This is a genomic window from Flavobacterium soyae (assembly GCF_021245985.1).
GTDB lineage: Bacteria > Bacteroidota > Bacteroidia > Flavobacteriales > Flavobacteriaceae > Flavobacterium > Flavobacterium soyae.
In genome coordinates this window covers 1-25,456 of record NZ_JAJQXA010000023.1, presented here as the reverse complement: position 1 = coordinate 25,456, position 25,456 = coordinate 1, and the positions used below count along the sequence as shown (strand labels likewise).

General features: G+C 35.2%; 20 protein-coding genes. 12 read left to right on the top strand and 8 right to left on the bottom strand.

What is annotated here, in order from left to right; genetic code table 11:
• Positions 1–52: 52 nt before the first annotated feature.
• Positions 53–802 carry a dihydrodipicolinate reductase C-terminal domain-containing protein gene (locus tag LUU93_RS20115; RefSeq protein WP_232682943.1) on the bottom strand — a complete coding sequence of 250 codons (750 nt, stop codon included), beginning with the start codon at positions 800–802 and terminating at the stop codon, positions 53–55.
• Between the two features lie 405 nt (positions 803–1,207).
• Here LUU93_RS20115 and LUU93_RS20110 point away from each other — a divergent pair, with 405 nt between their 5' ends.
• The 10 genes from LUU93_RS20110 to LUU93_RS20070 all read left to right on the top strand — a co-directional run bounded on the left by LUU93_RS20110 (position 1,208) and on the right by LUU93_RS20070 (position 10,084).
• Positions 1,208–1,642 (top strand): DUF1810 domain-containing protein, encoded by a 435-nt coding sequence (locus LUU93_RS20110; RefSeq protein WP_232682942.1) that lies wholly within the window; start codon positions 1,208–1,210, stop codon positions 1,640–1,642.
• 152 nt (positions 1,643–1,794) lie between these two features.
• Positions 1,795–2,145: a hypothetical protein gene (locus LUU93_RS20105; RefSeq protein WP_053470501.1), complete on the top strand. Its 351-nt coding sequence runs from the start codon at positions 1,795–1,797 to the stop codon at positions 2,143–2,145.
• A gap of 243 nt (positions 2,146–2,388) precedes the next feature.
• Entirely contained in the window at positions 2,389–3,084 is a 696-nt protein-coding gene (locus LUU93_RS20100; RefSeq protein ID WP_232682941.1) for an ABC transporter ATP-binding protein, read from the top strand.
• 29 nt (positions 3,085–3,113) lie between these two features.
• Positions 3,114–5,408: a TonB-dependent siderophore receptor gene (locus LUU93_RS20095; protein WP_232682940.1), complete on the top strand. Its 2,295-nt coding sequence runs from the start codon at positions 3,114–3,116 to the stop codon at positions 5,406–5,408.
• 204 nt (positions 5,409–5,612) lie between these two features.
• Positions 5,613–7,064: an ABC transporter permease gene (locus LUU93_RS20090; RefSeq protein WP_232682939.1), complete on the top strand. Its 1,452-nt coding sequence runs from the start codon at positions 5,613–5,615 to the stop codon at positions 7,062–7,064.
• Between the two features lies 1 nt (position 7,065).
• Complete coding sequence (locus LUU93_RS20085) at positions 7,066–8,403, top strand: DUF3526 domain-containing protein (protein ID WP_232682938.1); 1,338 nt, start codon at positions 7,066–7,068, stop codon at positions 8,401–8,403.
• Positions 8,404–8,678: 275 nt separating this feature from the next.
• A complete protein-coding gene (locus tag LUU93_RS20080) occupies positions 8,679–9,005 on the top strand; it encodes an ArsR/SmtB family transcription factor (protein WP_232682936.1) in 327 nt (108 codons plus the stop codon).
• 57 nt (positions 9,006–9,062) lie between these two features.
• Entirely contained in the window at positions 9,063–9,536 is a 474-nt protein-coding gene (locus LUU93_RS20075; protein ID WP_232682935.1) for a DUF6428 family protein, read from the top strand.
• Positions 9,537–9,538: 2 nt separating this feature from the next.
• Positions 9,539–9,664, top strand: coding sequence for a hypothetical protein (locus tag LUU93_RS21745; RefSeq protein WP_255669560.1), 126 nt, complete (start codon positions 9,539–9,541; stop codon positions 9,662–9,664).
• A 3-nt stretch (positions 9,665–9,667) separates the two neighbouring features.
• Positions 9,668–10,084 (top strand): arsenate reductase ArsC, encoded by a 417-nt coding sequence (locus LUU93_RS20070; RefSeq protein ID WP_232682934.1) that lies wholly within the window; start codon positions 9,668–9,670, stop codon positions 10,082–10,084.
• Positions 10,085–10,485: 401 nt separating this feature from the next.
• Here LUU93_RS20070 and LUU93_RS20065 read toward each other — a convergent pair whose 3' ends face one another.
• The 6 genes from LUU93_RS20065 to LUU93_RS20040 form a co-directional block, all read right to left on the bottom strand.
• Positions 10,486–12,561: a beta-galactosidase gene (locus tag LUU93_RS20065; protein WP_232682933.1), complete on the bottom strand. Its 2,076-nt coding sequence runs from the start codon at positions 12,559–12,561 to the stop codon at positions 10,486–10,488.
• Between the two features lie 124 nt (positions 12,562–12,685).
• On the bottom strand, positions 12,686–14,683 hold the full coding sequence (locus LUU93_RS20060) for a heavy metal translocating P-type ATPase (protein WP_232682932.1): 1,998 nt from the start codon (positions 14,681–14,683) through the stop codon (positions 12,686–12,688).
• A 547-nt stretch (positions 14,684–15,230) separates the two neighbouring features.
• Complete coding sequence (locus LUU93_RS20055; RefSeq protein WP_232682931.1) at positions 15,231–16,460, bottom strand: efflux RND transporter periplasmic adaptor subunit; 1,230 nt, start codon at positions 16,458–16,460, stop codon at positions 15,231–15,233.
• Positions 16,461–16,462: 2 nt separating this feature from the next.
• Positions 16,463–17,707, bottom strand: coding sequence for a TolC family protein (locus tag LUU93_RS20050; RefSeq protein WP_232682930.1), 1,245 nt, complete (start codon positions 17,705–17,707; stop codon positions 16,463–16,465).
• 126 nt (positions 17,708–17,833) lie between these two features.
• Entirely contained in the window at positions 17,834–20,953 is a 3,120-nt protein-coding gene (locus LUU93_RS20045) for an efflux RND transporter permease subunit (protein WP_232682929.1), read from the bottom strand.
• A 96-nt stretch (positions 20,954–21,049) separates the two neighbouring features.
• On the bottom strand, positions 21,050–21,373 hold the full coding sequence (locus tag LUU93_RS20040) for a DUF6660 family protein (RefSeq protein ID WP_232682928.1): 324 nt from the start codon (positions 21,371–21,373) through the stop codon (positions 21,050–21,052).
• Positions 21,374–21,613: 240 nt separating this feature from the next.
• Between LUU93_RS20040 and LUU93_RS20035 the strand changes: the two genes are divergently transcribed.
• A complete protein-coding gene (locus LUU93_RS20035; RefSeq protein WP_232682926.1) occupies positions 21,614–22,735 on the top strand; it encodes a hypothetical protein in 1,122 nt (373 codons plus the stop codon).
• Between the two features lie 9 nt (positions 22,736–22,744).
• A complete protein-coding gene (locus tag LUU93_RS20030) occupies positions 22,745–23,518 on the top strand; it encodes a porin family protein (protein WP_232682925.1) in 774 nt (257 codons plus the stop codon).
• Between the two features lie 203 nt (positions 23,519–23,721).
• Here the strand turns inward: LUU93_RS20030 and LUU93_RS20025 are convergent, their stop codons facing one another.
• Positions 23,722–24,936 carry a hybrid sensor histidine kinase/response regulator gene (locus LUU93_RS20025; RefSeq protein ID WP_232682924.1) on the bottom strand — a complete coding sequence of 405 codons (1,215 nt, stop codon included), beginning with the start codon at positions 24,934–24,936 and terminating at the stop codon, positions 23,722–23,724.
• Positions 24,937–25,456 lie beyond the last annotated feature (520 nt).

Here is a 25,456-nt window from a genome sequence, read left to right as displayed (position 1 = left end):
TATCGGGACTGCAGATTAAAAAACTTAGTAACTTAGCGCCTTTGCGGCATAACTAAACCGCAAAATAAGGCGATAGAATATCTTCAAAGCTGTACAATCCTTTTTTCTTGTCTTTTAAATTCTCAGCGACAAAAACAACGCCGCTTCCAAAAGCTTCCCTTGAAATCGATTCGTGAATTAAACGAACCGTTTGATATGGAAATCCAAAGATAACTTCATGTTTCCCAACAATTCCTCCTGCTCTGACCGAGTTGATACTTTCTTTTTCAACATCAAGCGCTTCGGCAATTTTTATGGCCGTTCCGGATGTTCCTTCTTTTTTCTTAAAATGCTCTTCGTTTACTTCGATATCAACCCAGGGTGCAATTTTCTTTAAAAACCTGGCAGCAAACAATAAATAATTGACACCCAAAGTAATATTTGGAGACCAAAAAACTGTTGTTTTATCAGCAAGTTTTTTAAGTAGTTTCAGCTCTTTATCCTTGTAATGCGATATTGCAGATATAATCTTTATATTTTTCTTTGCTGCAGATTCTCCGTAAAAATAAATCCCCTCATCTGAAGAAAAATCAATGATTGCATCTACAGGATGTTTTTCAAGTAAATCGTTAACATTTGTATTTGAACTTGAATAAATTAGTCCGGGTTCGTTAGATTCAATTCCTAAAAATTCCGGGGCAGATCTGTGTTCTAAAACCTTGCTTTGTCTTAAAACCCATTCCAGTGAGAATTTTTTATTTTCAAGTAATATTGATGCTACTGATTTTCCTGTTTTTCCAAATCCTATTAATCCTATTTTCATATTTTATTTTTTAATTTGAGTATGAAACCCGTTAGCAGAAATTGGGTATTGCTATGATGAAATACGATTGAAGAAATTGTTTTAAAAATATCGCAGCAAATAACCCTGTTTGATAAAAATAGGAAAATTACAACAAAGCATCTAGAAAAAACTTTTATTTATAACAATAAACAAGCTTGTTAACAGGAAATATTTTGTTATTTAATTTTTACCCGAATAAAATTTGAATGAACTTTTAGATGAGTATTTTACTTTTTGCAGCTAAATTTTTACGGTTCTTTTTTAATCACTTTTTCTTCATAATATTTCAATAAAATAGCAGTAAAAAAAGGATTTAGTAATATACAGCTAAACATATTTTGAGTAGTTTTATGACCTGATACCCCCAAATCAATAAAGTAAAGAATGGCTTACAATAACAAAGAATTACTTCGATTTTTAGACGCTCAAAACAAATTGTACCTGACTGCTCTTGATGAAATTAAGAAAGGCAAAAAAAAATCTCCATGGATGTGGTTTATTTTTCCACAGATAAAAGGAATGGGTTCGAGTGATACATCAAAATTCTACGAAATTAAAAATGCCGATGAAGCAATTGCTTTTCTCGAACACCCAATTTTAGGAAAACACCTTATTGAAATAACAGAAGAATTGGTCAAAAAAGACGAACTCGACGCTGTAGATATATTTGGTACGCCAGATGTTGAAAATTTACAATCGTGTATGACGCTTTTTGCAAGCATTCAAAATACAGAGCCCGTTTTTCAGGAAGTTTTGCATAAATACTTTGACGGATCTTCTGATTTTCATACGCTGCAACTATTGTACAGTAATTTGTAAAATCAGCAAATACGGCCAGTTTACAATATAATCATCAAAAATATAAAGCTGAAATTAGTGCATTTCTAAATTAAGTATTTATATTTGCAACACTGTTGCGTTTATTTCTTTCATAATGAAAAGGTTAAATATCGCAGCAGAAATACCACTGAATGAAAAAGAAAATCGTAGTTGTAAATTTACTGATGTCTTTTGCAGTATTGTTCGCCATGCTGTTTCAGACGGTTCACTCCTACGAACATATTTTAAGGCAGGCTTCAGAGAAACACTGTGAGCACAAAACTACCGCCGGACAAAAACAAATAACGCACAGCCATTCGGTTGATGCTAATTGTCATATTTGCCATTTTGCCTTTAGTACTTTTATTCCGAATTCATTTCAGGCATTATCATTTCATAAAATAACGGTCGAAACCTCTTATAAATTCTTTTATTCGAAGGTTTATACTGCATTTTTTAAAGGCAGTCTCTTTGCACTGCGCGCGCCTCCCGCATTCATTTAATTTACTGCATTTTACTTATTTAAATAAAAGCAGCTTTTTACCTATATAATAAATTGGGTAAAAAGAAATACTGTTTTACAGCTGTTTGGTTCCTTTATTTGGACTCAAACCAGCCTTTTAACTCTTGTAGTAAATTATCCCTTCTCAAAATTAGATATTCATAATCAAGCCTTTACAAATAAAGTAAAAGCCTGGGATTTCCATATCATTTCCAAAATCAATTTACCCAAATACATAAAAACTATGCTTACAGCAAAAAATCTCACCAAGAAGTATGGTGATCATACGGCTTTGAATTCCTTAAATTTAACCATAAACGAAGGCGAAATCTTTGCGCTTTTAGGACAAAACGGCGCCGGAAAAACGACTACAATCAATCTCTTTTTGGGCTTTATCGAGCCAACATCGGGAGAATTAGAAATCAATAACATTTCGGTTACTCAAAATACGCAGGAAACAAAAAAGCATGTGGCCTACATTCCAGAAACTGTAATGCTTTATCCCAATTTAACCGGTTTAGAAAACCTAAAGTTCTTTTCATCTCTCGCCGGATTCAAATATTCTGCAGGAGAATTAACTTATTTCCTGAACAAAGCCGGTTTACAGGCTGCAGCGCACGATCAAAAGCTGGATGGGTATTCTAAAGGAATGCGCCAAAAAGTGGGAATTGCGATTGCGATTGCCAAAAAAGCTAAAGTGCTTTTATTAGATGAACCTACGAGCGGTTTAGATCCCAAAGCTTCCAACGAATTTTCGCAGATTTTAAAAGAGCTTTCTGCCGATGGAACAGCAATTTTAATGGCAACACATGACATTTTCAGAGCCAGAGAAGTCGCTTCGCACATTGGTATTATGAAACAGGGAAATTTAGTCACTGTAATCGAAGCAGCTAAAATCTCAGCAAATGAGCTCGAAGATTTGTATTTACAAACCGTTTAAAGGAAAAGGTATTTCCAATCAAAACCAAAATGAAACATTTAATTCTCTTTTTATTTATAATAATCACCGCGCAGTCCGCACAATCACAGACTATTAACAAAAAAAATACTGACAGCATTGCTCAGGATTCTGTTAAAATGACCAAAAACGAATTGCAAACCGTTGAAATTGTGGGACGTTCGACCAAAAAATACACCAGCGATTATTCGTTTGCTGCCACAAAAACGGCAGCTTTAAACAAAGATATTCCGCAGTCTATCTCAACCATAACCAAAGAACTTATTACCGATAAAGGCGCATTTTATCTCGCCGATGCTGTAAAAATGGCAAGCGGTGTAATTCCGGCAAGTTATTACAATCAATATACGATTCGAGGTATCAGCCAAAATGAAGAAGGACAGATTATCAACGGAATGCGAACGCGCCAATACTATTTTTTACAGCCTTTAACGAGTAATATTGAACGCGTTGAAGTGATAAAAGGTCCGTCGAGTGCGACATTTTCTTCTGTTGATCCGGGCGGAAGCATCAATATGGTAACTAAAAAGCCTTTGACAGTTGATCGAAAAGAAATCGGCATGAGCGTGGGCAGTTTCAGCACTTTACGCGGGACGCTTGATTTTACAGGTCCTTTAAACGAATCAAAAACACTTTTATACCGTGTAAACGGTGCGTATCAACAGGCAAAATCCTTTCGTGATTTAGTCCATAATAAATCGTTTTTAATTTCGCCTTCCTTCAGTTATTTTCCAAATGAAAAAACGGCAGTTAATACGGAATTGATTTTGAGCGATATGAATGGAAATCTTGACAGAGGTCAGCCTATTTTTGGTGCCGCTGCCGGAAAAACAAGTTTAAATAAAACCCCAATTAGTTTAAATCTAGGATCGCCAAGTGATTTCTTTAAATCGAAAGAAATGATTTTGATGACGAATTTTGCCCATAAATTCAGTTCTAAAATTGGTTTTAATGCATCGTACATGAAACAAACCTGGACAGAAGATCTTCAGGAACACAGAACTACAAATGCATTTGCGGTCGATATAAACAATCAGCCTGTTACAAATCTGGCGATGATGCAGTTTGTGCAGCGTCAGCAAAATTGGGATATCGACAATTTGAGTGCTTATTTAAACTTCGATTTCAAAACCGGAAAACTCAATCATAAATTACTAACGGGTTATGATTTAAGCAGCTGGAACAAAAACAAAGGCGGCGGACAAAACGCGGCAAGAGGTTATTTATTAAAAGACGGAACGGTTGCGAACACTTTTGTTTTGGCGAATTCCTCAAATTATCAAACCATTACAGTTGACGGTGTTGTAATGCCAAAACCAAATGTAGAATATTTTAATTTGAATAATCCAACTTACAAAATTACAAGCCCTGAAGATTATACGCTGAATATTAGAACAGCGCTGCCATCGGCACTTACAGCAACTAATGCCATTTATATTCAGGATCAGATTCAATGGAAAAAATTTACTTTTTTATTGGGTTTGCGAAACGAATGGTTTGAGGATATTACAAACTACGAAACCAGCAATGAATTAAAAGTCAAAAAAACAGCTTTACTGCCAAGAGTTGGGATTACTTATGCGGTAAATAATGCTATAAATGTTTACACGACCTATCTCGAAGGTTATCAGCCGCAATCGAATACGGTTACTTTAATGCCTCAAACCGGTTCATTGCCTGCCGGAAGTTTATTCGATCCACTCAAAAGTGATTTGAAAGAAGCAGGAATAAAAACAACTTTTTTAAACAACTCAATGAGTTTTAACGCAGCGATCTATGAAATCAGACAGCGCAATATTTTAATGAATGCCAATGATCCTGCAAATCCTGATTTATTGGTTACAAGAGGTGCAGAACGAAGCCGTGGTTTTGAGTGCGATTTAGCAGGTTATATTACACCAGACTGGCAGGTAAACGCTTCGTACAGTTATATCGATGCCGAAATTATAAAAGACAATAATCCGGCTTTAATTGGTGCCAGAAAACAAAATACGCCAAAAAACAGTGCCAATTTATGGACGCGTTACAACTTTAAAGCAGGTTCTGCTTTGCAGGATTTAGGAATTGGTTTCGGAATGCAGTATCAAAGCAGTAAGATTCCTTGGTTTACAAGAGATTTTACACTTCCTGATTTTACCATTTTTGATGCAGCGATATTTTATAAACCTAGCAAAAGCAATGTGCAGATTGCTGTAAATGCCGGCAATTTATTAAATAAAACCTATTGGCTTGGCGCACAGAATTACTTGCGTTTATTTCCAGGAAGCCCAAGAAATGCGAGCCTTACCGTAACTTATAAATTTTAATTCGTTGAGTTGAAAAATATTTAAACACATAGAAACATAGATTTTTTTACTAAAGAAGGCAGTTCAAAGAAACCAGTTTCTAACACATAGTCCCGAAGTCTCGGGATGAATTTATACAAGTGAAACGCCTTTTTTAAAATCGACTAAAAGCTATGTTTCTATGTGTTTAAACAAATTACACTCAACAGCTAAATTTTAATTAATATGAAATTATTACACACAGAACTCCTTATAGCCAGACATTTTAAAAATGCTGTTTTTAAAAATTCGGCAGTTTATATTATTACACTTTTTATTGGCGTCTTACTTTTATTCGCCGCTTTTTCAGGCTGGGATAATTACAAAAGCCAAAACGAAACCAGTGAAAAATATCAGCATGAATCCCGCGAAGACTGGTTGAAAAATCCAGATAAAAATCCGCATAGAATGGCACATTACGGGAATTTTGCTTTTAGAAAAAGTACTTCGTTAAGTGTTTTTGAATTTGGAATGGAACCTTTTTTTGGAAATGCAATTTTCCTCGAAGCGCATAAACAAAATACCGCTAATTTCTCTGAAGCCGGATTCTCTAACAGTATGCTTCGTTTTGGAGAAATAAGCATTGCCATGGTTTTGCAGGTTTTACTGCCATTATTGATCTTTTTTGCTGGGTTTAATTCTGTTGCCTACGAAAGAGAAAACGGAACTTTAAAAATCCTTTTAAGTCAGGGAATCAGCTGGAAACAGCTTTTATTTGGTAAAATACTTGGGATAGCCAGTATCATTATGCTGTTTTTTGTTCCAACCATTATCGTATTGGTTTTGATTTGGTTAATGCTTCAAAACTTTTCAATTTCGGCAGATGAAACGATTAAAATGCTGTTGTTTATTGGGTTTCATTTTATTTATCTGATGTTCTTTTCTGTCATTGCCGTTTTGGTTTCGGCATCAAGCAAAACCTCAAAAAAAGCGTTGGTTTCATTAATTGGAATCTGGCTGATTTTTACCATAATTCTCCCAAGAACTACTCAGTCAATTGGGGCATATTTATATCAAGCGCCTTCGAAAATCCAGTTTAACAGCGATATTGAAAAAGATATCCTGAAACAAGGTGACAGTCATAACCCGAATGATGTGCATTACAAAGCCATAAAAGATTCTTTATTACGTGTTTACAAAGTCGATTCGGTACAAAAACTTCCTTTTAATTATTCCGGATTTATTATGACCGAAGGTGAAAGAATCAGCTCGAATATTTATAATAAACATTTAGAAGATCTGCTGAAAATTTACGAAAAACAAAATAGTTTTTCTAAAGCTGTTTCGTTTTTAAATCCGTACATCGCAATGAAAAATCTGTCGATGGGATTATCAAATACAGATTATGATTCGTACATCGATTTTCAAAAACAAGCGGAGCAATACCGTTACAATATGGCGCAGAAAATGAACGCTTTGCAGATCAAATATATCAGCAATAAAAAACCCGGACCAAATGATAAACCGCAGACGATCGATAAAAACCATTGGGCCGATGTTGAAGAATTTCACTATGAACCAAAACCAGTTTGGGAAGTCTTAAAGACTGAAATTACTGCTATCATCTCCATATTGCTATGGATAATTCTGCTGCTTGTTTTGATTAAAGCTGCTGCTAAAAACCTAAAAGCCATCTAATATGTTAGTACTATTATTTAAAAATTTCATACGCTCAAAAGGCACCAGGATTGGATTACTTTTTTTATTAATCATTGGTTTTATAAGCCTTTTAATCGGCCGTCAGTTTCAGGAAAAACAACAAAAGAATATTACCGAAGCTGTAATTTATCAAAAAGAACACATTGCCAGAAATGCTGCTTTCCATAAAGACGAAATTGGGCTTCTGCTCTACTACATCAAGTTTTCATTGGTTAATACGACTTTACCCATCAGCAGTCTAGCAATCGGGCAGCGTGATGTAAATCCCTCAATTCAAAGTGTTACAATTCGTGGACTGGAAGCTCAAAAATACGATTCGGAACTCAATAATCCGAGTAATCTTTTGTCCGGAAATATCGATTTTAGTTTTGTGCTTTTATATCTGTTTCCGCTTTTGATTATTGCTTTTTTGTATAATATTATTTCCGAAGAAAAAGAATCAGGAACCTGGAAAATTGTGACAGCTCAAAGTCCTAATATCTTTTTATATATTTTAAAACTGTTTTATGTTCGCATTTTAAGTTTAATTGCGCTTTTGTCTCTCCTGCTTTTAATTGCAGTTTTCTTTTTGCAAATTCCAATTGACAAAACGTTTATTCTATTTTACGGAATCGCAGTTTTGTACATTTTGTTTTGGTTTTCGGTTTGTTTTTTTATTGTTTCACTTCAGAGAAATTCCAACTTCAATGCCGTTATTTTATTAACGATCTGGTTGTTTTTGATTATTATTCTTCCGGCTGGAATCAATACGTATATCATCAATAAATATAAAGTTCCCGAAGCTTTAGAATTAACGCTTACGCAGAGAAATGCATATCACGAAAAATGGGATATGGATAAGCAGGCAACGCTGGATAAATTCTACAAACATTATCCGCAGTTTAAAAATTACCCTCTGCCGGAAACAGAATTCAGCTGGCTTTGGTATTATGCAATGCAGCAAATGGGTGATGATGAATCTGCCGTACAATCCAAAGAATTTGAATCAAAATTAGAGCAGCGAAATAATACCGGCGAATTGATTGCACGGTTTATTCCAACGCTTCATACTCAGATTCAATTGAATGAAATTGCAAAATCTGACTTGCGGAACCAGCTTTTATTCCTGAAAGAAACGAAGCAGTTTCACGAAAAACTACGGCTGCATTTTTATCCGAAGATATTTGATAATGCTCCTGTCGACCAGCAAAAATGGAACAATTTTAAAGTAGAAACGTTTAATGATAACTCTGAAAATGGTTTTGTAAAAGCGTTTTTACCATTACTTCTTTTCAATTTAGTATTGATTGGTTTGGGATGGCGAAATTTTAAGTGTTAGGTTTTTTACGGCTGATTTTTTTACCGCAAAGCACGCAAAGTTTTTACGCAAAGATTTTATGTAAACGGATTTTATAAAAAACTAAGTTCACAAAACTTTTTCTTTTTCTAAACCTTAGCGAACTTTGCGTAAAAACTTTGCGTGCTTTGCGGTAAAATCTGCATTTTAATAACACCCCTCCTCCCGTATTTAAAACCTTTGCGTGCTTTGCGTTAAAAAAATTTGTTTCTTATAAAACTTTATCGTAATATTGCTATATTAAAATTTAAAATAAAATGGGAGCTACTAAAACGGAACATTTTACTGAAAAACAAAATCAAATCGCAACAATAGCAAAGGCTTTGGGGCATCCTGCAAGAATTGCTATTATTGAATATCTTTTGAAAGTAAATGAATGTATTTGCGGCGATATTGTAAATGAACTTCCACTTGCCCAGCCAACGGTTTCACAGCACTTAAAAGAATTGAAAAATGCCGGGCTTATAAGAGGAAACATTGAAGGAAATGCTATTTGCTATTGTATTGACGAAAGTACTTTTGACATTTTAAGGACATATTTTTCTAATATTATTGCTGTTACAAAAGAGCAGAAGTGCTGTTAAACTTTTTTTTAACAATCATATCGTAATATTGCATTATAACTATAAATAAAAAAAACAATGAAACTATCAGACATTAAAAACATTCTTCCAAATTTGGAAAATGTAACATTTCAATTAGAGAACGGAACTTTTGTTCCTGAACACTTTCATGTGACCGAAATTGGAACCAACAGTAAAAAATTTATTGACTGCGGCGGTGTGATTCGCCATGAAAATGCAGTTAATTTTCAATTGTGGAATGCAGATGATTATGAACACAGATTGAAACCGGGCAAACTTTTGCATATCATTAAGTTATCAGAAGAAAAATTAGATATTGAAGATTTTGAGATTGAAGTTGAATATCAAAATGATACGATTGGAAGATATGATTTAGAGTTTAATGGAACTCATTTTATTCTAAAAAATAAAACTACTGCATGTCTGGCACAAGATGCATGCAAAGTTCCTTCATCAAAACAAAAAATAGCTTTAACTGAACTCTATAAAAGCGAAGCTAATAGCTGCGCACCAAATTCAGGCTGCTGTTAATTATGAAACAGAAAATACTTAAGTACAAAAAACCAATTATCATCACAACATCTGTAATTGTGCTGCAGCTCATTTTTGGTTTTGAGCCAAAATTCTGCATTATCAATATCATTTGGTTATTAGTTTAAATTATGACAAAAAATATTTTAGTACTCTGTACAGGAAACAGCTGCAGGAGTCAAATTGCCGAAGGTTATTTAAAATACTTTTTAGGAGATAAAGCTAAAGTTTACAGTGCCGGAATAGAAACTCACGGAGTTAATCCAAGGGCTGTAATAACTATGAAAGAAGATCAGATCGACATTTCTAATCATACTTCAAATCATGTTGACGAATACCAAAATATAGATTTTGATTTTGTAATTACAGTTTGTGATAATGCAAAAGAACGCTGCCCGTTCTTTCCTTCAAAAGCTCAAAAAATACATCAAAACTTTAATGATCCTGCTAAAGCAGCAGGAACTGAAGAAGAAATTTTGCAGGAGTTTAGAACAGTAAGACAAACTATAAGGGAATTTTGCGAACAGTTTTCGAGAGATAATTTCTAATTATAATTCAAAAAAATGAGGCTGTCTCAAAAGTCAAGGCAGCTCTTTTACTATAATTATTTGTTTTAATGTAAACTTAACTTGTTTCTACCAATGAAATGTTCCTGCGGAACCAAAAAATATAACTTGTTATTTATTTGATATCGGGTTTCATTCCATTAGGAATGTTTCATAGGTAGAAAAAATAGAGGTCGGACACATTTACGTTCCGTAGGAACGTTTGATATGCCCGATTATTAAAAAACGATGTCAAAATCAAACGTTCCTACGGGACATAAACGATGATAACAATATAATTTGAAATGTTCCTACGGAACAAAGAAATATGTAAAATAAAAAGGGGCTGCTCCGACTTTTGAGACAGCCTCATTTTTTAATTAATCGGCAAACGTTACATTTTTCTATAACTCTTCGATTATAGTAAATCCCCATGCAGGAAGCGAAATTTTACTTTGTGAAGCTAATTTTTCCTCTGTCAATAAAACATTCCCTTTTTTATGCGAATATATAAATGACACCTCTTCGCCTGAATAATTGAAATAGTAATGAATTGTTTTTCCTAATTGATTGGTACCTGATTTTACAATAATTGGAAACTTTAATTCCTGATCTTTACCCCAAAGTCCGGCATTTTTAACAGCTCCTTCCAGAATTTTATCATTCAAGGCTGGATTTGTTCCAAAACCAATATAAGTTGCGACACCTTTTCCATAATTATTCTGAGTCACGGCAGCATAAATTCCCCATTGAGGATGGTCATAATAAGCTAAAACTTTTGCTGTAACAGGAACTAAAAGTTCCATCCATTTTTCTGCTTTATTATACTCCTTCCCTACATTAAAAGGATCATTTTTAAGACCAGCCTTTTCAGGAATAGTAAATTCGCTGTACGTAATACCACAGGCCTCACTAATAATTCCCGGCTGGCGCACCGTTCTTACTTTATTGTGTTCATCAGAAAAACCACTTTTAAAAGTATAGACAATATGGCCTCCATTTTTCACAAAATTGTTTAAGCGCATCAATAAACTATCTGGTGCAGCATATAAGGCAGGTACAACAATTAATTTATACTTCTCAATATCAATGCTTGACGGATCAATAAAATCAACACCAACATTCATCTTGTAAAGCGCATCATACATGGGTCTTAAAATTCCGTTGTAATTTCCCGGACCAAAAGAATTATAGGCCGTCAAAGCTTCGTTACTAAATAAAATAGCTGCATCATTTTTCTTTTGCAGATGTATTAAATGCGGGCTAATTTTTTTAAAATCTGCTCCAATTGTTCCAGCTTCTTCATAAGTTGGATTAGGCTCAAAATCATGGCTTAATAATCCTTTCCAATACGTTTCTGCAGAGTTATGAATTGAATGCCAATGCCAATACGAAACCATATCTGCCCCAGATGCTAAATGGCTGAATGCCTGCAATCGCAGCTGACCCGGATATGGCACCCATTCTGCAAATCCCTGAGCTTCAGTTTCCATTACAAGATAATTCTGCCCGCCTTTCATAGAGCGTGCAACATCACCGCCAAAAGAGATTTCCAGTCCCGTAAGTTTATCTTGCGATGGATGGTAGATATCTACACCCGAAATATCAAGTACTTTTGAAACTGCAAAATGATCAACCTCTGGCTGAATCCCATAAGTATGTCCCCACCAGTCAAAATCAAAATTCTGGGTTACAAACTGATTTGGCTTTTTATATTCACGCACCATTTTAGACTGCCAGCTTAAGTATTCTGTAACCAGTGAACGCTGAAATTTAGCAAACTCGGCGTTTAAACTTGCATTAATACTTCCGTTTACAGACGGGAAATCATCCCAATTGTTGATTCGGTTACTCCAATAATCCAGACCAAAAATCTTGTTTAAATCATCAAGCGATGGATATTTTGATTTCATATAAGCAACAAACTGTGCCTGAACATTTGGTCCGCTTGTTCCATACGATTTAGTTTCGTTATCAATTTGATATCCTATAATTGCAGGGTGATCTTTGATATGCTCCAACATTTTTCGAATCGCCTTTTCGGCATAATTTCTAAAATGAACATTCGTAATATCCATATTTTGGCGAGATCCATACTGGTTTGTTCCCCTATTTGTAATTGCCAGAACGTCTGGATGTTTTTTTACCAGCCAGGCAGGCACAGCATAAGTAGGCGTACCAATTATAACACTAATCCCCGCTTTGTGCATCGCATTAAGAACACGATCTATATGGCTGAAATCAAAAACACCCTCTTGCGGTTCCATAGTACTCCAGGTAGATTCTGCAATGCGAACTACATTGATACCTGTTTCCTTCATCATTTTTATGTCCTTATCCAAACGTTCATAAGGCATATATTCATCATAATAAGCAACTCCGAATAATAGTTTATCCTGCTTAATCTGGGCAGAAACCGAATTAAGGCTTAATATAAATGTAAAAACAACACTTATAAAAACGAGCAAAATTTTTTTCATGAATTTGTTTTTTTACGAATATAGAAAAAAATAGGATTGTTTTATAAATGCATAGAAATTTAAAAGTATCAATTCAGTAAAAAAGAAATCCTGACTTCTGTAAAATCAGGATTTCTTCTAAAACTTAAAACTGCATCTTTTGAATTCTAACTGCATTTAATATCGCCAATAAAGCCACTCCAACATCAGCAAAAACAGCTTCCCACATTGTAGCAAGTCCGCCGGCACCGAGAATCAGTACAAAAGCTTTTACTACAAAAGCTAAACCAATATTCTGCCAGACAATTTTTTTGGTTTGTTTACCAATGTTTATTGCCATTGCAATTTTACTTGGTTTATCGTCCTGAATTACAACATCGGCGGTTTCGATTGCGGCATCACTTCCTAAACCTCCCATTGCAATTCCTACGGTACTTAAAGCAATTACCGGCGCATCGTTTACACCATCTCCCACAAAAGCAACCGTTTCATTTTTAGCTTTAATTTCGTTTACTTTATTGACTTTGTCTTCTGGAAGTAAATCTCCAAAAGCTTTTGCAATACCAAGTTTATCAGCCACAAACTGAACGACATTGGTTTTATCTCCGCTCAGCATGGTTACTTTTATGCCTAATGCTTTTAGCTTAGAAACCGTTTCGGGAGCATCTGCTTTAATTTCATCGGCAATGGTTAAATAACCTGCAAATTTCTGGTCATAAGCAATGGCAATTGTTGTATAAACTACAGAACTTGGATCTATATCATAGCTGATGTTAAACTTATCCAGCAATTTAAAATTTCCCACATAAAGTTCTTTTCCGTTTACTTCTGCTTTTAATCCGTGTCCCGAAATCTCTTCGACGTTTTTTAATTCGATCGCTGTATCAATCTTACCAGCGTGATTATGAATTGCAGTCGCCACCGGATGCGTACTGTGACTTTCCAGAACATTTATTAATTTCAGAATTTCCTCTTTATCAAAATCAGGTTTTATAATAACTTCCTGAACTTTAAAAACGCCTTCGGTCATTGTTCCGGTTTTGTCCATTACAACATTCTGAATCTTTGAAATACTATCCAGATAATTACTTCCTTTAAATAAAATTCCGTTTTTACTTGCAGCGCCTATTCCGCCAAAATAACCAAGCGGAATACTGATAACCAAAGCACAAGGACAAGAAATAACCAGAAAAACCAAAGCTCTGTACAGCCAGTCGCTAAAAATATAATTGTCGAAAAAAAGCATTGGCAGTAAACAAATTGCAATTGCTAAATACACCACAATTGGGGTATAAATTTTGGCAAACTTGCGGATAAACAACTCAGCTGGCGCTTTTTTAGCTACAGCATTCTGAACCAATTCTAAAATTTTCGAAAGTTTACTATCGTTGTAAGCCGTTGTAACTCTTACCTGTGCAATTGTATTTCCATTTATCATTCCGGCTAGTACCGTATCGCCTTTCTTTTTAGTATCTGGTTTACTTTCTCCCGTTAAAGCTGCGGTATTAAATGAAGCCGAATCTGATAATAATTCGCCGTCTAATCCTAGTTTTTCTCCCGCTTTAAGCTGAATAATATCGCCTATTTTAGCATCTTTAGCCTTTATTTTTACTGCAATATTATTTTCTAAAATATTAACCTCATCCGGGCGCTGATCCAGCAGACTTTTAATATTAGATTTTGCTTTACTCACTGCCATTCCCTGAAATGTTTCTCCAATGGTATAAAACAGCATAACGGCAACACCTTCGGGATATTCTCCAATGGCAAAAGCTCCAATGGTGGCAATACACATTAGGAAAAACTCTGAGAATACATCGCCTTTTACAATACTTTTATAAGCTTCTCTCAAAACCGGAAGCCCAACTGGGAGATACGCAATAACATACCAAGCGATTCTAACATATCCTGAAAACCAGCTTTGAGGAAAATAATGATCAAAACCAATTCCTATAAGTAATAAAATAAGAGATATGATGGATGGCATGAATAATTTAAACAAACTGTCTTTGATATTATGCTCATGATTGTGCCCATGGTCATGTCCGTCATTAACAGAATGTACAGGTTCGTCGTGTGAACAGCAGCAGGATGGTTTGGTTTTATTTTTAGTATTTTTTACTTCTAAATCTTGATGTATCATTGCAGCCTTTCAGGTTTAAAGTTTCATGTTTTAGTTTCTCTGAAACTTCGTTAAAATTATGCTCTAAATTTAATCATTTTACGGCAATTACTCTTAAGTAAAAATGTTTTTAATCTCGTTTTTGCCACGAAGACACTAAGGCGCTAAGCTCTTTTTAAGCTGGTGTGAAATAATCTCGCAAAGTCGCAGAGTCGAAAAGTTTTTTAAGATTTAATTTCAATTGCCTCCAGCTTTAGCTGGAGGTTCTAAAATAAGAGTAAGAAAAGGCTTTAGCCAAAAACACGCAAGTTTGGCTAAAGCCCTTGAAATTGAGCTTTTATGACCTCGAGCTAAAACTGGAGGCAATTGATTTTTTTTAGTTTTTTGTTTCAAGTTTCAGGTTTCAAGTTTCAGGTTTCAGGTTTCAAGTTTCAGGTTTCAAGTTTCAGGTTCTGGAACTTGCGAACTTTGCGTGATTCTTTGCGAGCCTTGCGGTTAAACAACTTGAAACCTGACCCGAGGCTAAAAGCCGAATTGGCGAAGCAAACAAAGAAAACCGGAAACTTTTTTAATGCTCATGCTCTCCTCCGCCCTTCATTGCAGACAATAAATAAAAAGCACCTTTTGTAACAATTTTAGCATCAGGCTCAATTCTATCAACAAACTTAACTTCTGTAAAACCTAAATCGGTTGTGCCGGGAATCACTTCGATTGCTTTAAAATGAATTTCTTTTTCTTTCGGTTTCTCATTTTTATGTTCTTCTTCCTGCACAAAAACAAAATACTTGTCGGCATTTCGAACAACAGCATCTTTTGGTAAAGCCGGAACTGTGGCATTTACAATATTGATATTTGCCGAAACATACATTCCCGAAATCAAATCTTTAGCATCGGCAGGATCAATTTTGGCATGAACAGCAACAGTTTTACTTTCGTTCGAAAAGGATTTATTGATTCCGAAAATCTTTCCTTTAATGGATCTATTCGATTGATTTGTCAGTACAAAATCGATTACCTGACCAATAGAAATCGACCCCAAGTCTTTCTCATAAACATTCAAATCCAAATGCATCTGACTGTTATCTACAACTTCAAACAAAGAAACTCCCGTTTGGGCAAAAGCGCCTTTAGCAATGCTTATTTTTCCAACATAGCCGCTTATAGGTGCCACAATTGGCACTAAAGAAGAACTTCCTTTTGTAGAAACATGCAAGGCTTCCAGTTTATTTTTTGCTGCCTGTGCTCGGGCTCTTTCGGCAGCTAATCTGGCTTTTACTTCCTGAAATGTTTTCCTCGGGTTTACGTTTTCATCACTCAAAGTTTTCTGGCGGTTGTATTCTAACTGCAGGTATTCAACATTGGCTGTTGCTGAATGATAATCTTCCTGCATTTCAATTACTTCTAGATTTTGAATCGTTGCCAAAACTTTTCCTTTATTGACAAACGTTCCTTCTAAAACATAAATATCTTTTACTGTTCCGCCAATTAAAGTCGAAACCTCAGCCGAATTTTGAGGCGGAACCGTAGTATAACCATTGGCTTTGATAATTTTATTCAGGTTTCTGTCTTCTACAAATCCCGTTTCAATGCCAACCGTTTTATATTGGGATTCTGTTAAGACAACTTCTGTCTGCGATTTTTTTTCTTCGTGGGTTTCTTCGGCTTTTTTCTCATTGCAGCTTAAGTTAACCGCAAAGAGCGCAAAGATTACGCAAAGCACGCTAAGTTTTATTGCCTTGCGGACTTTGCGTTTTTTCTTTGCGAACTTTGCGGTTAAATTATTATCTATATCTTTCATTTTTAATTGTTTTTGATGGTTGGAAACTGGAGTTCGATGGCACTTTGATTATAACTGTGCGTAGCTTCGGCAAACTGTTTTTTAATATCAATGGCCTGATTTAAAAAACTGATATACGACCAATAACTCATATCGCCGTTGGCATAACTTTTTTGTGCCGTATCAATAATCTGGTTGGCGTATTGCAAACCTTCATTTTGATAATAATCTAAGTTTTTCTGCTGTTTTTGAAAGTTGTTCTGCAGTTCTTCTTTTTGCAGATTTAAGATAATTTTGTTTTTATCTAATGCCAGCTGCGACTGCGAAATACTAATTTCCGAAGCTTTGGCTTTTGCTGTATTTACCCCTCCAAATAACGGAATCTGAAGTCCGGCCGTAAAACCCTGAAACAATGATTCGGTATTAATAGTTTGCGCAAAATAACCTAACCCTAATTTTGGTGTTCGCGCTGCTTTATGCGTTCCGGATTCTTTTTGGTAAACCGAAATCTGCTGTTGGTAAAAATCTGTCATTAAACTTTCTGCTTTTGAATCCTGACTTTCTATAAAAGCATATTTTAAAGAAGTTGTTTCATCTGGAATTATATTTTCTGTCGTCTGCACAAAAAACTGAAGCTGTTTTTGGTAAATAGCCAAATCGTAATTTAATTGTTCTTTTTGCGTTTCGATTTCTTTTACTTTGGCTTTGGCACTGATTACTTCGATGTTCCCGCTTTCTCCGGTTTTAAAACGGAGTTCGGCATTCTTTAGGAATTTGGTATAAATCTCATTTAATTCTGAGTTTAATTTTTGAATTGAAATTCCATATAAATATTGATAATAGGCTAAAGTCACGGCTTTTTCGAGTTCGTAAGATGATAAAGCTTTTCGTTTTTCGGCCAGTTTGGCAAGTTCTTCCTGCAATTGTCGATTGGCTTTTGTGACATTTCCTAACGGAAAGAATTGCTGTACCGAAACATTATGGTCGAAATCAACGCTGTTGAACTGCCCGCCTTGATATTGAACCTGAAGTGGATCAGGCTGAAAAGCGGTTTTCTTTAAAACGGTTTGTTTTTCTATTTCTTTATCGACGATTTTTAAATCGATGTTGTTTGATTTGGCGAGCTCTATTGTTCTCTCTAAAGATATTTTGGCTTGCGCCGATGTTATCGTACTTGCCAATAGGAACGCAATTAACCGCAAAGTTCGCAAAGGATGTGCGATGTTCGCAAAGTTTATTGTTCTTAAATTATATAGTAACTTTTTCATTTTCTTTAATTTTTTGTTTCATGCAGATTTTAAAAAAATTTAAGCAGATATACGCAAATTATTATTTTCATTTTTTTAATTAAATCTGTTTGAGTCTGCTAAAATCTGCAGAATCTGCGTGAAAAATCATTTTACTTTGCGGTTAAACTTCTCTAACATTAAATACAAAATTGGTAAAACGATTAACGTTAATAAGGTTGCAGAAATTAAACCGCCAATAACTACCGTTGCTAAAGGTTTCTGTACTTCTGCCCCGCTGCTAGTGGATAATGCCATTGGCAAAAAACCTAACGAAGCTACGGCTGCAGTCATTAAAACGGGACGTAACCTTGTTTTGGTTCCGATGATAACTCTTTCAAGCGGATCGAGAATTCCTTCTGATTTTAATTGATTGAAATTGGAAATCAAAACAATTCCGTTAAGAACCGCAATTCCGAATAAGGCAATAAATCCAATTCCGGCAGAAATACTAAACGGCATTCCTCTCAGCGAAAGTGCAAATACACCGCCTATTGCTGACAACGGAATTGCTGTAAAGATTAAAAGCGCCTGTTTATAGCTCTTAAATGTAAAATACAGCAATGTCAAAATCAATCCTAAAGCAATTGGCAATGCAATCGAAAGTCGTTTTGTGGCTTCGATTAAATTTTCAAATTGTCCGCCATACGTTACATAATAACCGGCAGGAAGTTTAAAATCTTTATCCAGTTTTTGCTGAATATCTTCTACAACGGTTTTTATATCTCTTCCACGAACGTTTAAGCCAACAGCAATTCTACGTTTTCCGTCTTCGCGCGTAACCTGCACCGGGCCTTGTTCGTAATCTACCGCTGCAACTTGCGAAAGTGGTACTTGCTGCCCGTTTGGCAGCGGAATAAACAAGTTGCTGACATCGGTAATATCAGCTCGATTGTCCTGATCCATTCTTACTACAACATCAAAACGTTTGCTTTCTTCATAAATCTTTCCTGCACTTTCTCCCGCAAACGACGAACGAATAATCTGGTTGATGTCTGAAATGTTCAATCCATATAAAGCGATTTTATTGTAATCGTATTTTATTGTAATTTGAGGTAATCCGGTTACTTTATCAGCTTTTAAATCTCCAATTCCTTCGATGTTTTTAATTTTAGAAATCAATTCTGATGCTTTTGAATCCAGAATTTCCAGATCATCACCAAAAATTTTAATGGCAATATCGCTTCGGCTTCCGGTCATTAATTCGTTAAAACGCATTTGGATGGGCTGTGAAATCTCGATATTGGCTCCCGGAATCACTTCCATTTCTTCTTTCATGGCGTTTGCCAGTTCTTCCCAATTATGATATTTGCCTTTCCATTCTTTTTTGTCTTTTAAAACAATAATCAAATCACCGCTTTCAATAGGCATTGGGTCGGTTGGAATTTCGCCGCTCCCTATTTTGGTTACGATCGTTTTAATTTCAGGGAATTTGGCTTTTAAAATCTGTTCGTATTTTGTCGTAGTTTCTACCATCTGCGTAAGCGAACTTCCAGTCATAATTGAAGCGTTTATGGCTAAATCGCCTTCTTCAATTGTTGGGATAAATTCTCCTCCCATATTCTGAAAAACAATAAGTGCTAAAGCAAAAAATCCTAACGAAACTCCTAAAACCACTTTTTTTAATGCTAATGTTTTACTTAAAAATGGGGTATATAAATTCTCAAACCAAAGCATCATTCTGTCGCTGAAATTTTCTTTGTGTTCCGGTTTTTTCGAAAGAAACAAAGCACTCATCATAGGTACATACGTCAGCGAAAGTATAAAAGCTCCAATTACGGCAAAACCTACTGTCATGGCCATTGGCTTAAACATTTTCCCTTCGGTTCCAATTAAAGCGAGAATAGGTAAATACACTATTAGAATAATAATTTCTCCGAAAGCGGCACTATTCCTGATTTTTGAAGCCGAATTGTAAATTTCAGCATCCATTTCTTCCTGAGAAAGCTCTTTTTTACGTTTGAGTTTCTGCAGATGATGCATTGAAGCCTCTACAATAATAACAGCTCCATCGACAATAATCCCGAAATCTATTGCGCCTAAACTCATTAAATTTCCGCTTACGCCAAAGGCATTCATTAAAATAACAGCAAACAGCATCGCCAGCGGAATTACCGAAGCCACAATCAATCCTGCACGAAGGTTTCCTAAAAACAGGATCAGAACAAAAATAACAATTAAAGCTCCTTCAAGTAAGTTTTTGGTAACGGTGCCAATGGCATTATCAACGAGTTTTCCCCGGTCAATAAAGGCTTCGGCTGTAACACCTTCGGGCAGGCTTTTATTAATCTGAATCATTCTTTCCTTGACCCTGTCAACAACGGCGCTGGAGTTTTCGCCTTTCAGCATTAAAACTAAGCCAGAAACGATTTCTCCTTTTCCGTCTTTTGTCGATGCTCCGTAGCGCAATGCAACACCTTCGCGAACCTGCGCTACATCTCGCACGAGAACGGGAGAGCCATTTCGGTTTTTAACTACAACATTGCCCAGGTCTTTTACGCCTTTTGCCATTCCGACACCGCGAATGAAATAGGCATATTGATCTTTTTCTATATAAGCGCCTCCGGTATTTTGATTGTTTTTTTCGAGAGCGTCAAAAATTTCGGTAATCGTTACGCCCAGACTGTTTAATGTGCTTGGGTTTACGGCGATTTCGTATTGTTTTAGTTTTCCGCCCCAGGCACTTACTTCGGCAACACCTTTTACACCTTGCAATTGCGGAATAATAATCCAATCCTGAATGGTTCTTAGCTTTACTGCGTCGTATTTGTTTTCGTAGCCTTTTTTGGCATAAACATCATATTGATAAATTTCTCCAAGGCCTGTAGTTATTGGGGCTAATTCCGGCGAACCTGCATAAGCGGGAATGTTTTCCCCGGCTTGTTTTAAACGTTGAAATATTTGTTCACGCGCCCAGTAAATATCGACATCGTCTTCAAACACAACGGTTACAACAGATAGGCCAAAACGGGAAATACTGCGTAGTTCTATAATATCCGGAACTGTTTTTACTGCTTGTTCTAACGGATACGTTATTAATTGCTCTACTTCCTGACTTGCCAAAGTGGGTGCTGTGGTAATAATCTGAACTTGATTATTGGTGACATCCGGCAGGGCATCAAGCGGCAATTTTTTAAGCGAATAGCTTCCCCACGCTATTAAAACGAGGGTAAATAATAGTATAACGAATTTGTTTCGTATACTAAACTGAATGATTTTATCTAGCATTTGAAATATATAATGACATGAGAAATTAGACAAAAGTTTGTCTTATCATTTTGTGGAAAGTCCACAACTCTTTAACCCAGAATTAACCGGGCATCATTATGATATTTGAGGGGGCTGCCAAATACTTCCGTAGAAATTAGAAGTAAATACAGAATTGTAACTTGGTAAAGGGATTGAAATTTTTGTGCAAGCCGAAGAAAACTCAAAGCTTGGAGATGTCTGGTAACTTAAAACCTGTGCGCCGCAGCAATTGCAGGCGCAGAATGGAGAACATAAATCATTGTCTTTATCGTGCGAATGATTTTCTTCTGATGAAAACCGGGCGGTTTTATGCATAGCACTGTTCACTTCCATATCTGCACAAGGCATATTTGAAAGTGCCATCAAATAAATTGACATAACTATTGCTATCCATTTCATATCTGCAAAAATAGCATTTATTCTTTTTCCTTTTAAAAAAAAATATAAACCACTGATTATTAGAGATGTTTTAAGAAAAAAAATACAAGGATAGAAAATTTTAATTAACTTTAACACTAATTAACATACTAATAATCTAAAAAGTTTGTAATTGATTCTCTTTTTTGCGTTTATTTTGTAAGATAAAACATATATTTGCCTTCTTTGTTTTAAAAACTAACCATTATAAAATTCAAATCCATGAAAAGTAATTTGTTAATAACCGCGTTTTTATTATTGTTTTCTATTCAAATTTTTGCCCAAGTTTATACTGATAAAATTGTAGGAGAAAAAAACCAGGAGTTAAAAGACAGTCTTAAAGTAGAGAAATATCCATATGCTTTGCCTATCTGGGGAGAAAAAGTAGCCCAAAAAGGGTATAATTTACCATATTCAGCAGGATTGTCTGTAAACTACTTTTGGCAGGATTCTGAAATTGTAATAAGTAATTTAGAGGTTGGTTTTAATAACGGCCCGCTTTACAATCTTGATGAAATAGTACGTTTCGATAAATCTTCTGTTGAAGCTGGTGCATTGACCATACGACCAGATATTTGGTTACTTCCTTTTTTAAATATTTATGGAATTTTTGGTAAAGCTAATACAACAACAAAAATAAATGCCGGAATCTGGGTTCCGGATGCTGATAATAATTGGTCTGAAGTTGCATCGTTTGGTACATCTGCAAATTTTGATGCTACTACTTTTGGTTTTGGTATGACGCCCACAATTGGTATTGGCGGCGGATGGCTGGCATTAGACATGAACATGGCCTGGACAGATATAAGTGCGCTGGATAAACCTGCATTTTCTTATGTTTTTGGTCCAAGATTGGGTAAAACGTTTAAGTTTCATAAACCGGAACAAAATATTGCAATTTGGGTTGGAGGTTTTAGGGTTCACATTAATGGCGGTACTAATGGAAATCTTGCTTTATCGGATATTTTTGATTTGAGTACTGCACAGACTAAAGTGGATAATGGTTTGGCAAAAGTATCTGAAAACCAAACAAAAGTCGACACTTGGTGGGATGGTTTAACTCCTGCGCAGCAGTCTAATCCTAGTAACATTGCAAAACATAATACTGCAAATCGTGCTTTAGAAAGAGCGGGTACTTTTTTAACCACTTTAGACGGGGCTTTGAGTACTGCAGATCAATCTACTATTCAATATTCATTGCAAAAAAGACCAAAAGATATGTGGAATTTTATTGTGGGAACACAGTTTCAATATAATAAACACATTATGTTTAGACTTGAAGCAGGCTTTTTAGGAAGCCGTACACAGGCTTTGGCTGGTTTACAATATCGTTTTGGATTATAAAATTACTTTATGAAAAAAGTTTTAGTATTGCTCATTACAATATGCTGCATCAATCAGGCAAAATCGCAGGTTTTAATTTCTTTGATTTTTGGTGATAAACTAAATTCTCCTTTTTTAGAGTTTGGCTTAGAAGGCGGCATCAATCTTTCGGATATTTCTAATCTTGAAAGCTCGGGAATGAACCCCGGTTTTAATCTTGGTTTTTATTTTGATATCAGGTCAAAGCAAAATCCTGCCTGGATGATTAATACAGGAGTGATTGTAAAATCTCCTATGGGCGCGCGGCAGATTCCTGTTTATTCTTTAGAAGATGAAAATCTGGATAATACTTTTGCGGGAGGAACTGTTGATCGTGAAATTCGATATTTTAATGTTCCTATTTTGATTAAGTATCAGTTTAAAAATCGAATTTATCTTAAAACGGGACCTCAGTTTGGACTTTTGGCTTCTGCTTTTGATCAGTTTAAAAATGAAATCAATGATAACGATGTTGTTTACAAGAAAAAAATCAGGGATCAAATCAGGGTTATTGATGCAGGAGTTGCTTTTGGTACGGGATATCACATGAATGTGGGCAACGGATTAAATATTACGATTCAATATTATTACGGACTGGTTCCTGTTATGAAGGGCGATGGGCCTAATGTATACAACCGATCTTTGTATTTTACCGCCGGAATACCTATTGGGAAAGGAAAAGCAGCACAAAGACGCGCTGAAAAAGAAGCCGAACTCAATAAAATTATCCTTCCGGAAGACGAAGTTCCTAAACCTAAAAATTAAATCAATTGTATTGAATTATTCTGCAATTCTGGTTTTTCATCGTTATCTAGAGTATAATATGGTGTTGCAAACAACTTCCTGCGTATAATTAACCGAGGAATTACCATTTATAAGCTTATAACAATGATAAACTAATCGTAAAACCCAATAATGAAATCTGGTGAACTAATCAGCTGATTTTTTTTAAACCTTACATTCTGTATTTATTCGTGTTTTAAAGGAAGAACAATAATAAATCTTGCTCCCTTGCCTACTTCACTTTTAGCAGTAATTAATCCGTTGTGTTTTTCGATGATTTTTTTGGCAATTGCCAATCCAATTCCGGTTCCTTCATACATCCGGCGATCGTTTAAACTCTGAAAAATAATAAAAATTCGGTCGAGATAAGCTTCATCAAAACCAATTCCGTTATCTTTTACAATAATTCTGCAGTATTTCCCTTCCGGAGAGGCTGGGCTGTCGAAAGATTTATCGGCGATTAATTCTGAGGTGATTTCGATTACCGGCGGATTTTCTGTGTTGGAGAATTTAAGGGCATTTCCAATCAAATTCTGGAATACTTGTCGAAGCTGACTCGGAATACTCTCAATTGCCGGGAGTTCTGTTGTTTTAATTGTCGCATTTTTTCTCTCGATTAAATAATCAAAATCAGAAAGCACATCTTGTAAAACAATATTTAAGTTGGTAATTTCAGGTTTAACCTTTGCAGATAAACGGGAATAAGCAAGAAGATCTGTAATTAAGGTCTGCATTCTTTCTGCAGATTTTATGGTTCTGTCGATATAATCAATTCCTTTTTCATCATTTTTTAAATAAAGCTCTTTGATTATTTTTATAAAAACCTGAATCTTCCGTATGGGTTCATTCAAATCGTGCGAAACTACCCAGGAAAACTGCTGTAATTCGTGGTTTTTCATCTCCAATTCTTCGTTTTTCAAAACCAGTTTCCTTGTTCTTTCGGCGATTTTAGTTTCGAGGTTATCCTGTGCTTCTTTTCTAATTTTAATTTCTTTAGAAAGCAGGTCTTTTATCTCTTTTAATTCGTTTTGCTGTTCGTAAATTTTAATGAAATTTTTTACTTTCAGTATTAGCAGATCAGTATCAACAGGTTTTGTAATATATTCTACAACACTGGTTTCAGAACCTTTAAAAATGTATTTCTTTTCAATATTTAAAGCTGATAGGAAAATTACGGGAACATCTTTTGTCTGCTTATTTGCAGAGAGAATTTTAACTACTTCAAAGCTATCGAAATCCGGTGTTTGAACGTCCATAATAATAAGACAGTAATTGTTTTTTAATATCTTTTTCAGGGCTTCTTCACCAGACTCGGCGGTATCTACATCAATATTATGTAATTCTAATGTTTTCTTTAAGGCAATAATATCTGCCTTGATATTATTTATAATTAATACCATGCCGTAGTGGGGGAATAAAGCGTTAAAAGAATTAAAATATACTTGAAAAATCGTTTTTAGGCTATCATTTTGAACATCTGATCCTATTCAAAAAGGCAGTCAAAACTTTCAAATGTATAAATTAAAAGCACAAAGCATTTTTATCCAAAATCAAATTCGTTACATAATTCCCATGTTGGCAAACCAGCTTTAATTGTTTTTTTTTAGGCGCTAAGGCTCTAAATTTTCAAGGCCCTGAGTTTTTCTCTGCAATAGGCTTAGTTTTTCAATCCAGACAGCTGTCTGGATTGAAAAACTAAAAAATCAGCACAAATCAAATTAAATCCGCGCGAAAAACAAAACCCGTGCAGCCTGTGGTCTATAAAAATAAAAAGAGGCTGTCTCAAAAGGACTGCTTCTTTTTTTTGGTAAAAACAAGATTGTCCACTAAAAACATTAATTCAGGTTTTTCGGATTCCACTTTCAAGATAATTTTTTATTTCTTGCTGATTTTAGGTAAAAACGAGCTGTTTTTATCCTG

Bases quoted from the DNA above. Each gene is read 5' to 3' on its own strand.
- LUU93_RS20090 (WP_232682939.1), top strand. From the start codon at position 5,613: ATGAAATTATTACACACAGAACTCCTTATAGCCAGACATTTTAAAAAT.
- LUU93_RS20110 (WP_232682942.1), top strand. From the start codon at position 1,208: ATGGCTTACAATAACAAAGAATTACTTCGATTTTTAGACGCTCAAAAC.
- LUU93_RS20045 (WP_232682929.1), bottom strand. From the start codon at position 20,953: ATGCTAGATAAAATCATTCAGTTTAGTATACGAAACAAATTCGTTATA.
- LUU93_RS20080 (WP_232682936.1), top strand. From the start codon at position 8,679: ATGGGAGCTACTAAAACGGAACATTTTACTGAAAAACAAAATCAAATC.
- LUU93_RS20070 (WP_232682934.1), top strand. From the start codon at position 9,668: ATGACAAAAAATATTTTAGTACTCTGTACAGGAAACAGCTGCAGGAGT.
- LUU93_RS20035 (WP_232682926.1), top strand. From the start codon at position 21,614: ATGAAAAGTAATTTGTTAATAACCGCGTTTTTATTATTGTTTTCTATT.
- LUU93_RS21745 (WP_255669560.1), top strand. From the start codon at position 9,539: ATGAAACAGAAAATACTTAAGTACAAAAAACCAATTATCATCACAACA.
- LUU93_RS20065 (WP_232682933.1), bottom strand. From the start codon at position 12,561: ATGAAAAAAATTTTGCTCGTTTTTATAAGTGTTGTTTTTACATTTATA.
- LUU93_RS20030 (WP_232682925.1), top strand. From the start codon at position 22,745: ATGAAAAAAGTTTTAGTATTGCTCATTACAATATGCTGCATCAATCAG.
- LUU93_RS20050 (WP_232682930.1), bottom strand. From the start codon at position 17,707: ATGAAAAAGTTACTATATAATTTAAGAACAATAAACTTTGCGAACATC.
- LUU93_RS20075 (WP_232682935.1), top strand. From the start codon at position 9,063: ATGAAACTATCAGACATTAAAAACATTCTTCCAAATTTGGAAAATGTA.
- LUU93_RS20055 (WP_232682931.1), bottom strand. From the start codon at position 16,460: ATGAAAGATATAGATAATAATTTAACCGCAAAGTTCGCAAAGAAAAAA.
- LUU93_RS20095 (WP_232682940.1), top strand. From the start codon at position 3,114: ATGAAACATTTAATTCTCTTTTTATTTATAATAATCACCGCGCAGTCC.
- LUU93_RS20085 (WP_232682938.1), top strand. From the start codon at position 7,066: ATGTTAGTACTATTATTTAAAAATTTCATACGCTCAAAAGGCACCAGG.
- LUU93_RS20105 (WP_053470501.1), top strand. From the start codon at position 1,795: ATGAAAAAGAAAATCGTAGTTGTAAATTTACTGATGTCTTTTGCAGTA.
- LUU93_RS20040 (WP_232682928.1), bottom strand. From the start codon at position 21,373: ATGAAATGGATAGCAATAGTTATGTCAATTTATTTGATGGCACTTTCA.
- LUU93_RS20115 (WP_232682943.1), bottom strand. From the start codon at position 802: ATGAAAATAGGATTAATAGGATTTGGAAAAACAGGAAAATCAGTAGCA.
- LUU93_RS20025 (WP_232682924.1), bottom strand. From the start codon at position 24,936: ATGGTATTAATTATAAATAATATCAAGGCAGATATTATTGCCTTAAAG.
- LUU93_RS20060 (WP_232682932.1), bottom strand. From the start codon at position 14,683: ATGATACATCAAGATTTAGAAGTAAAAAATACTAAAAATAAAACCAAA.
- LUU93_RS20100 (WP_232682941.1), top strand. From the start codon at position 2,389: ATGCTTACAGCAAAAAATCTCACCAAGAAGTATGGTGATCATACGGCT.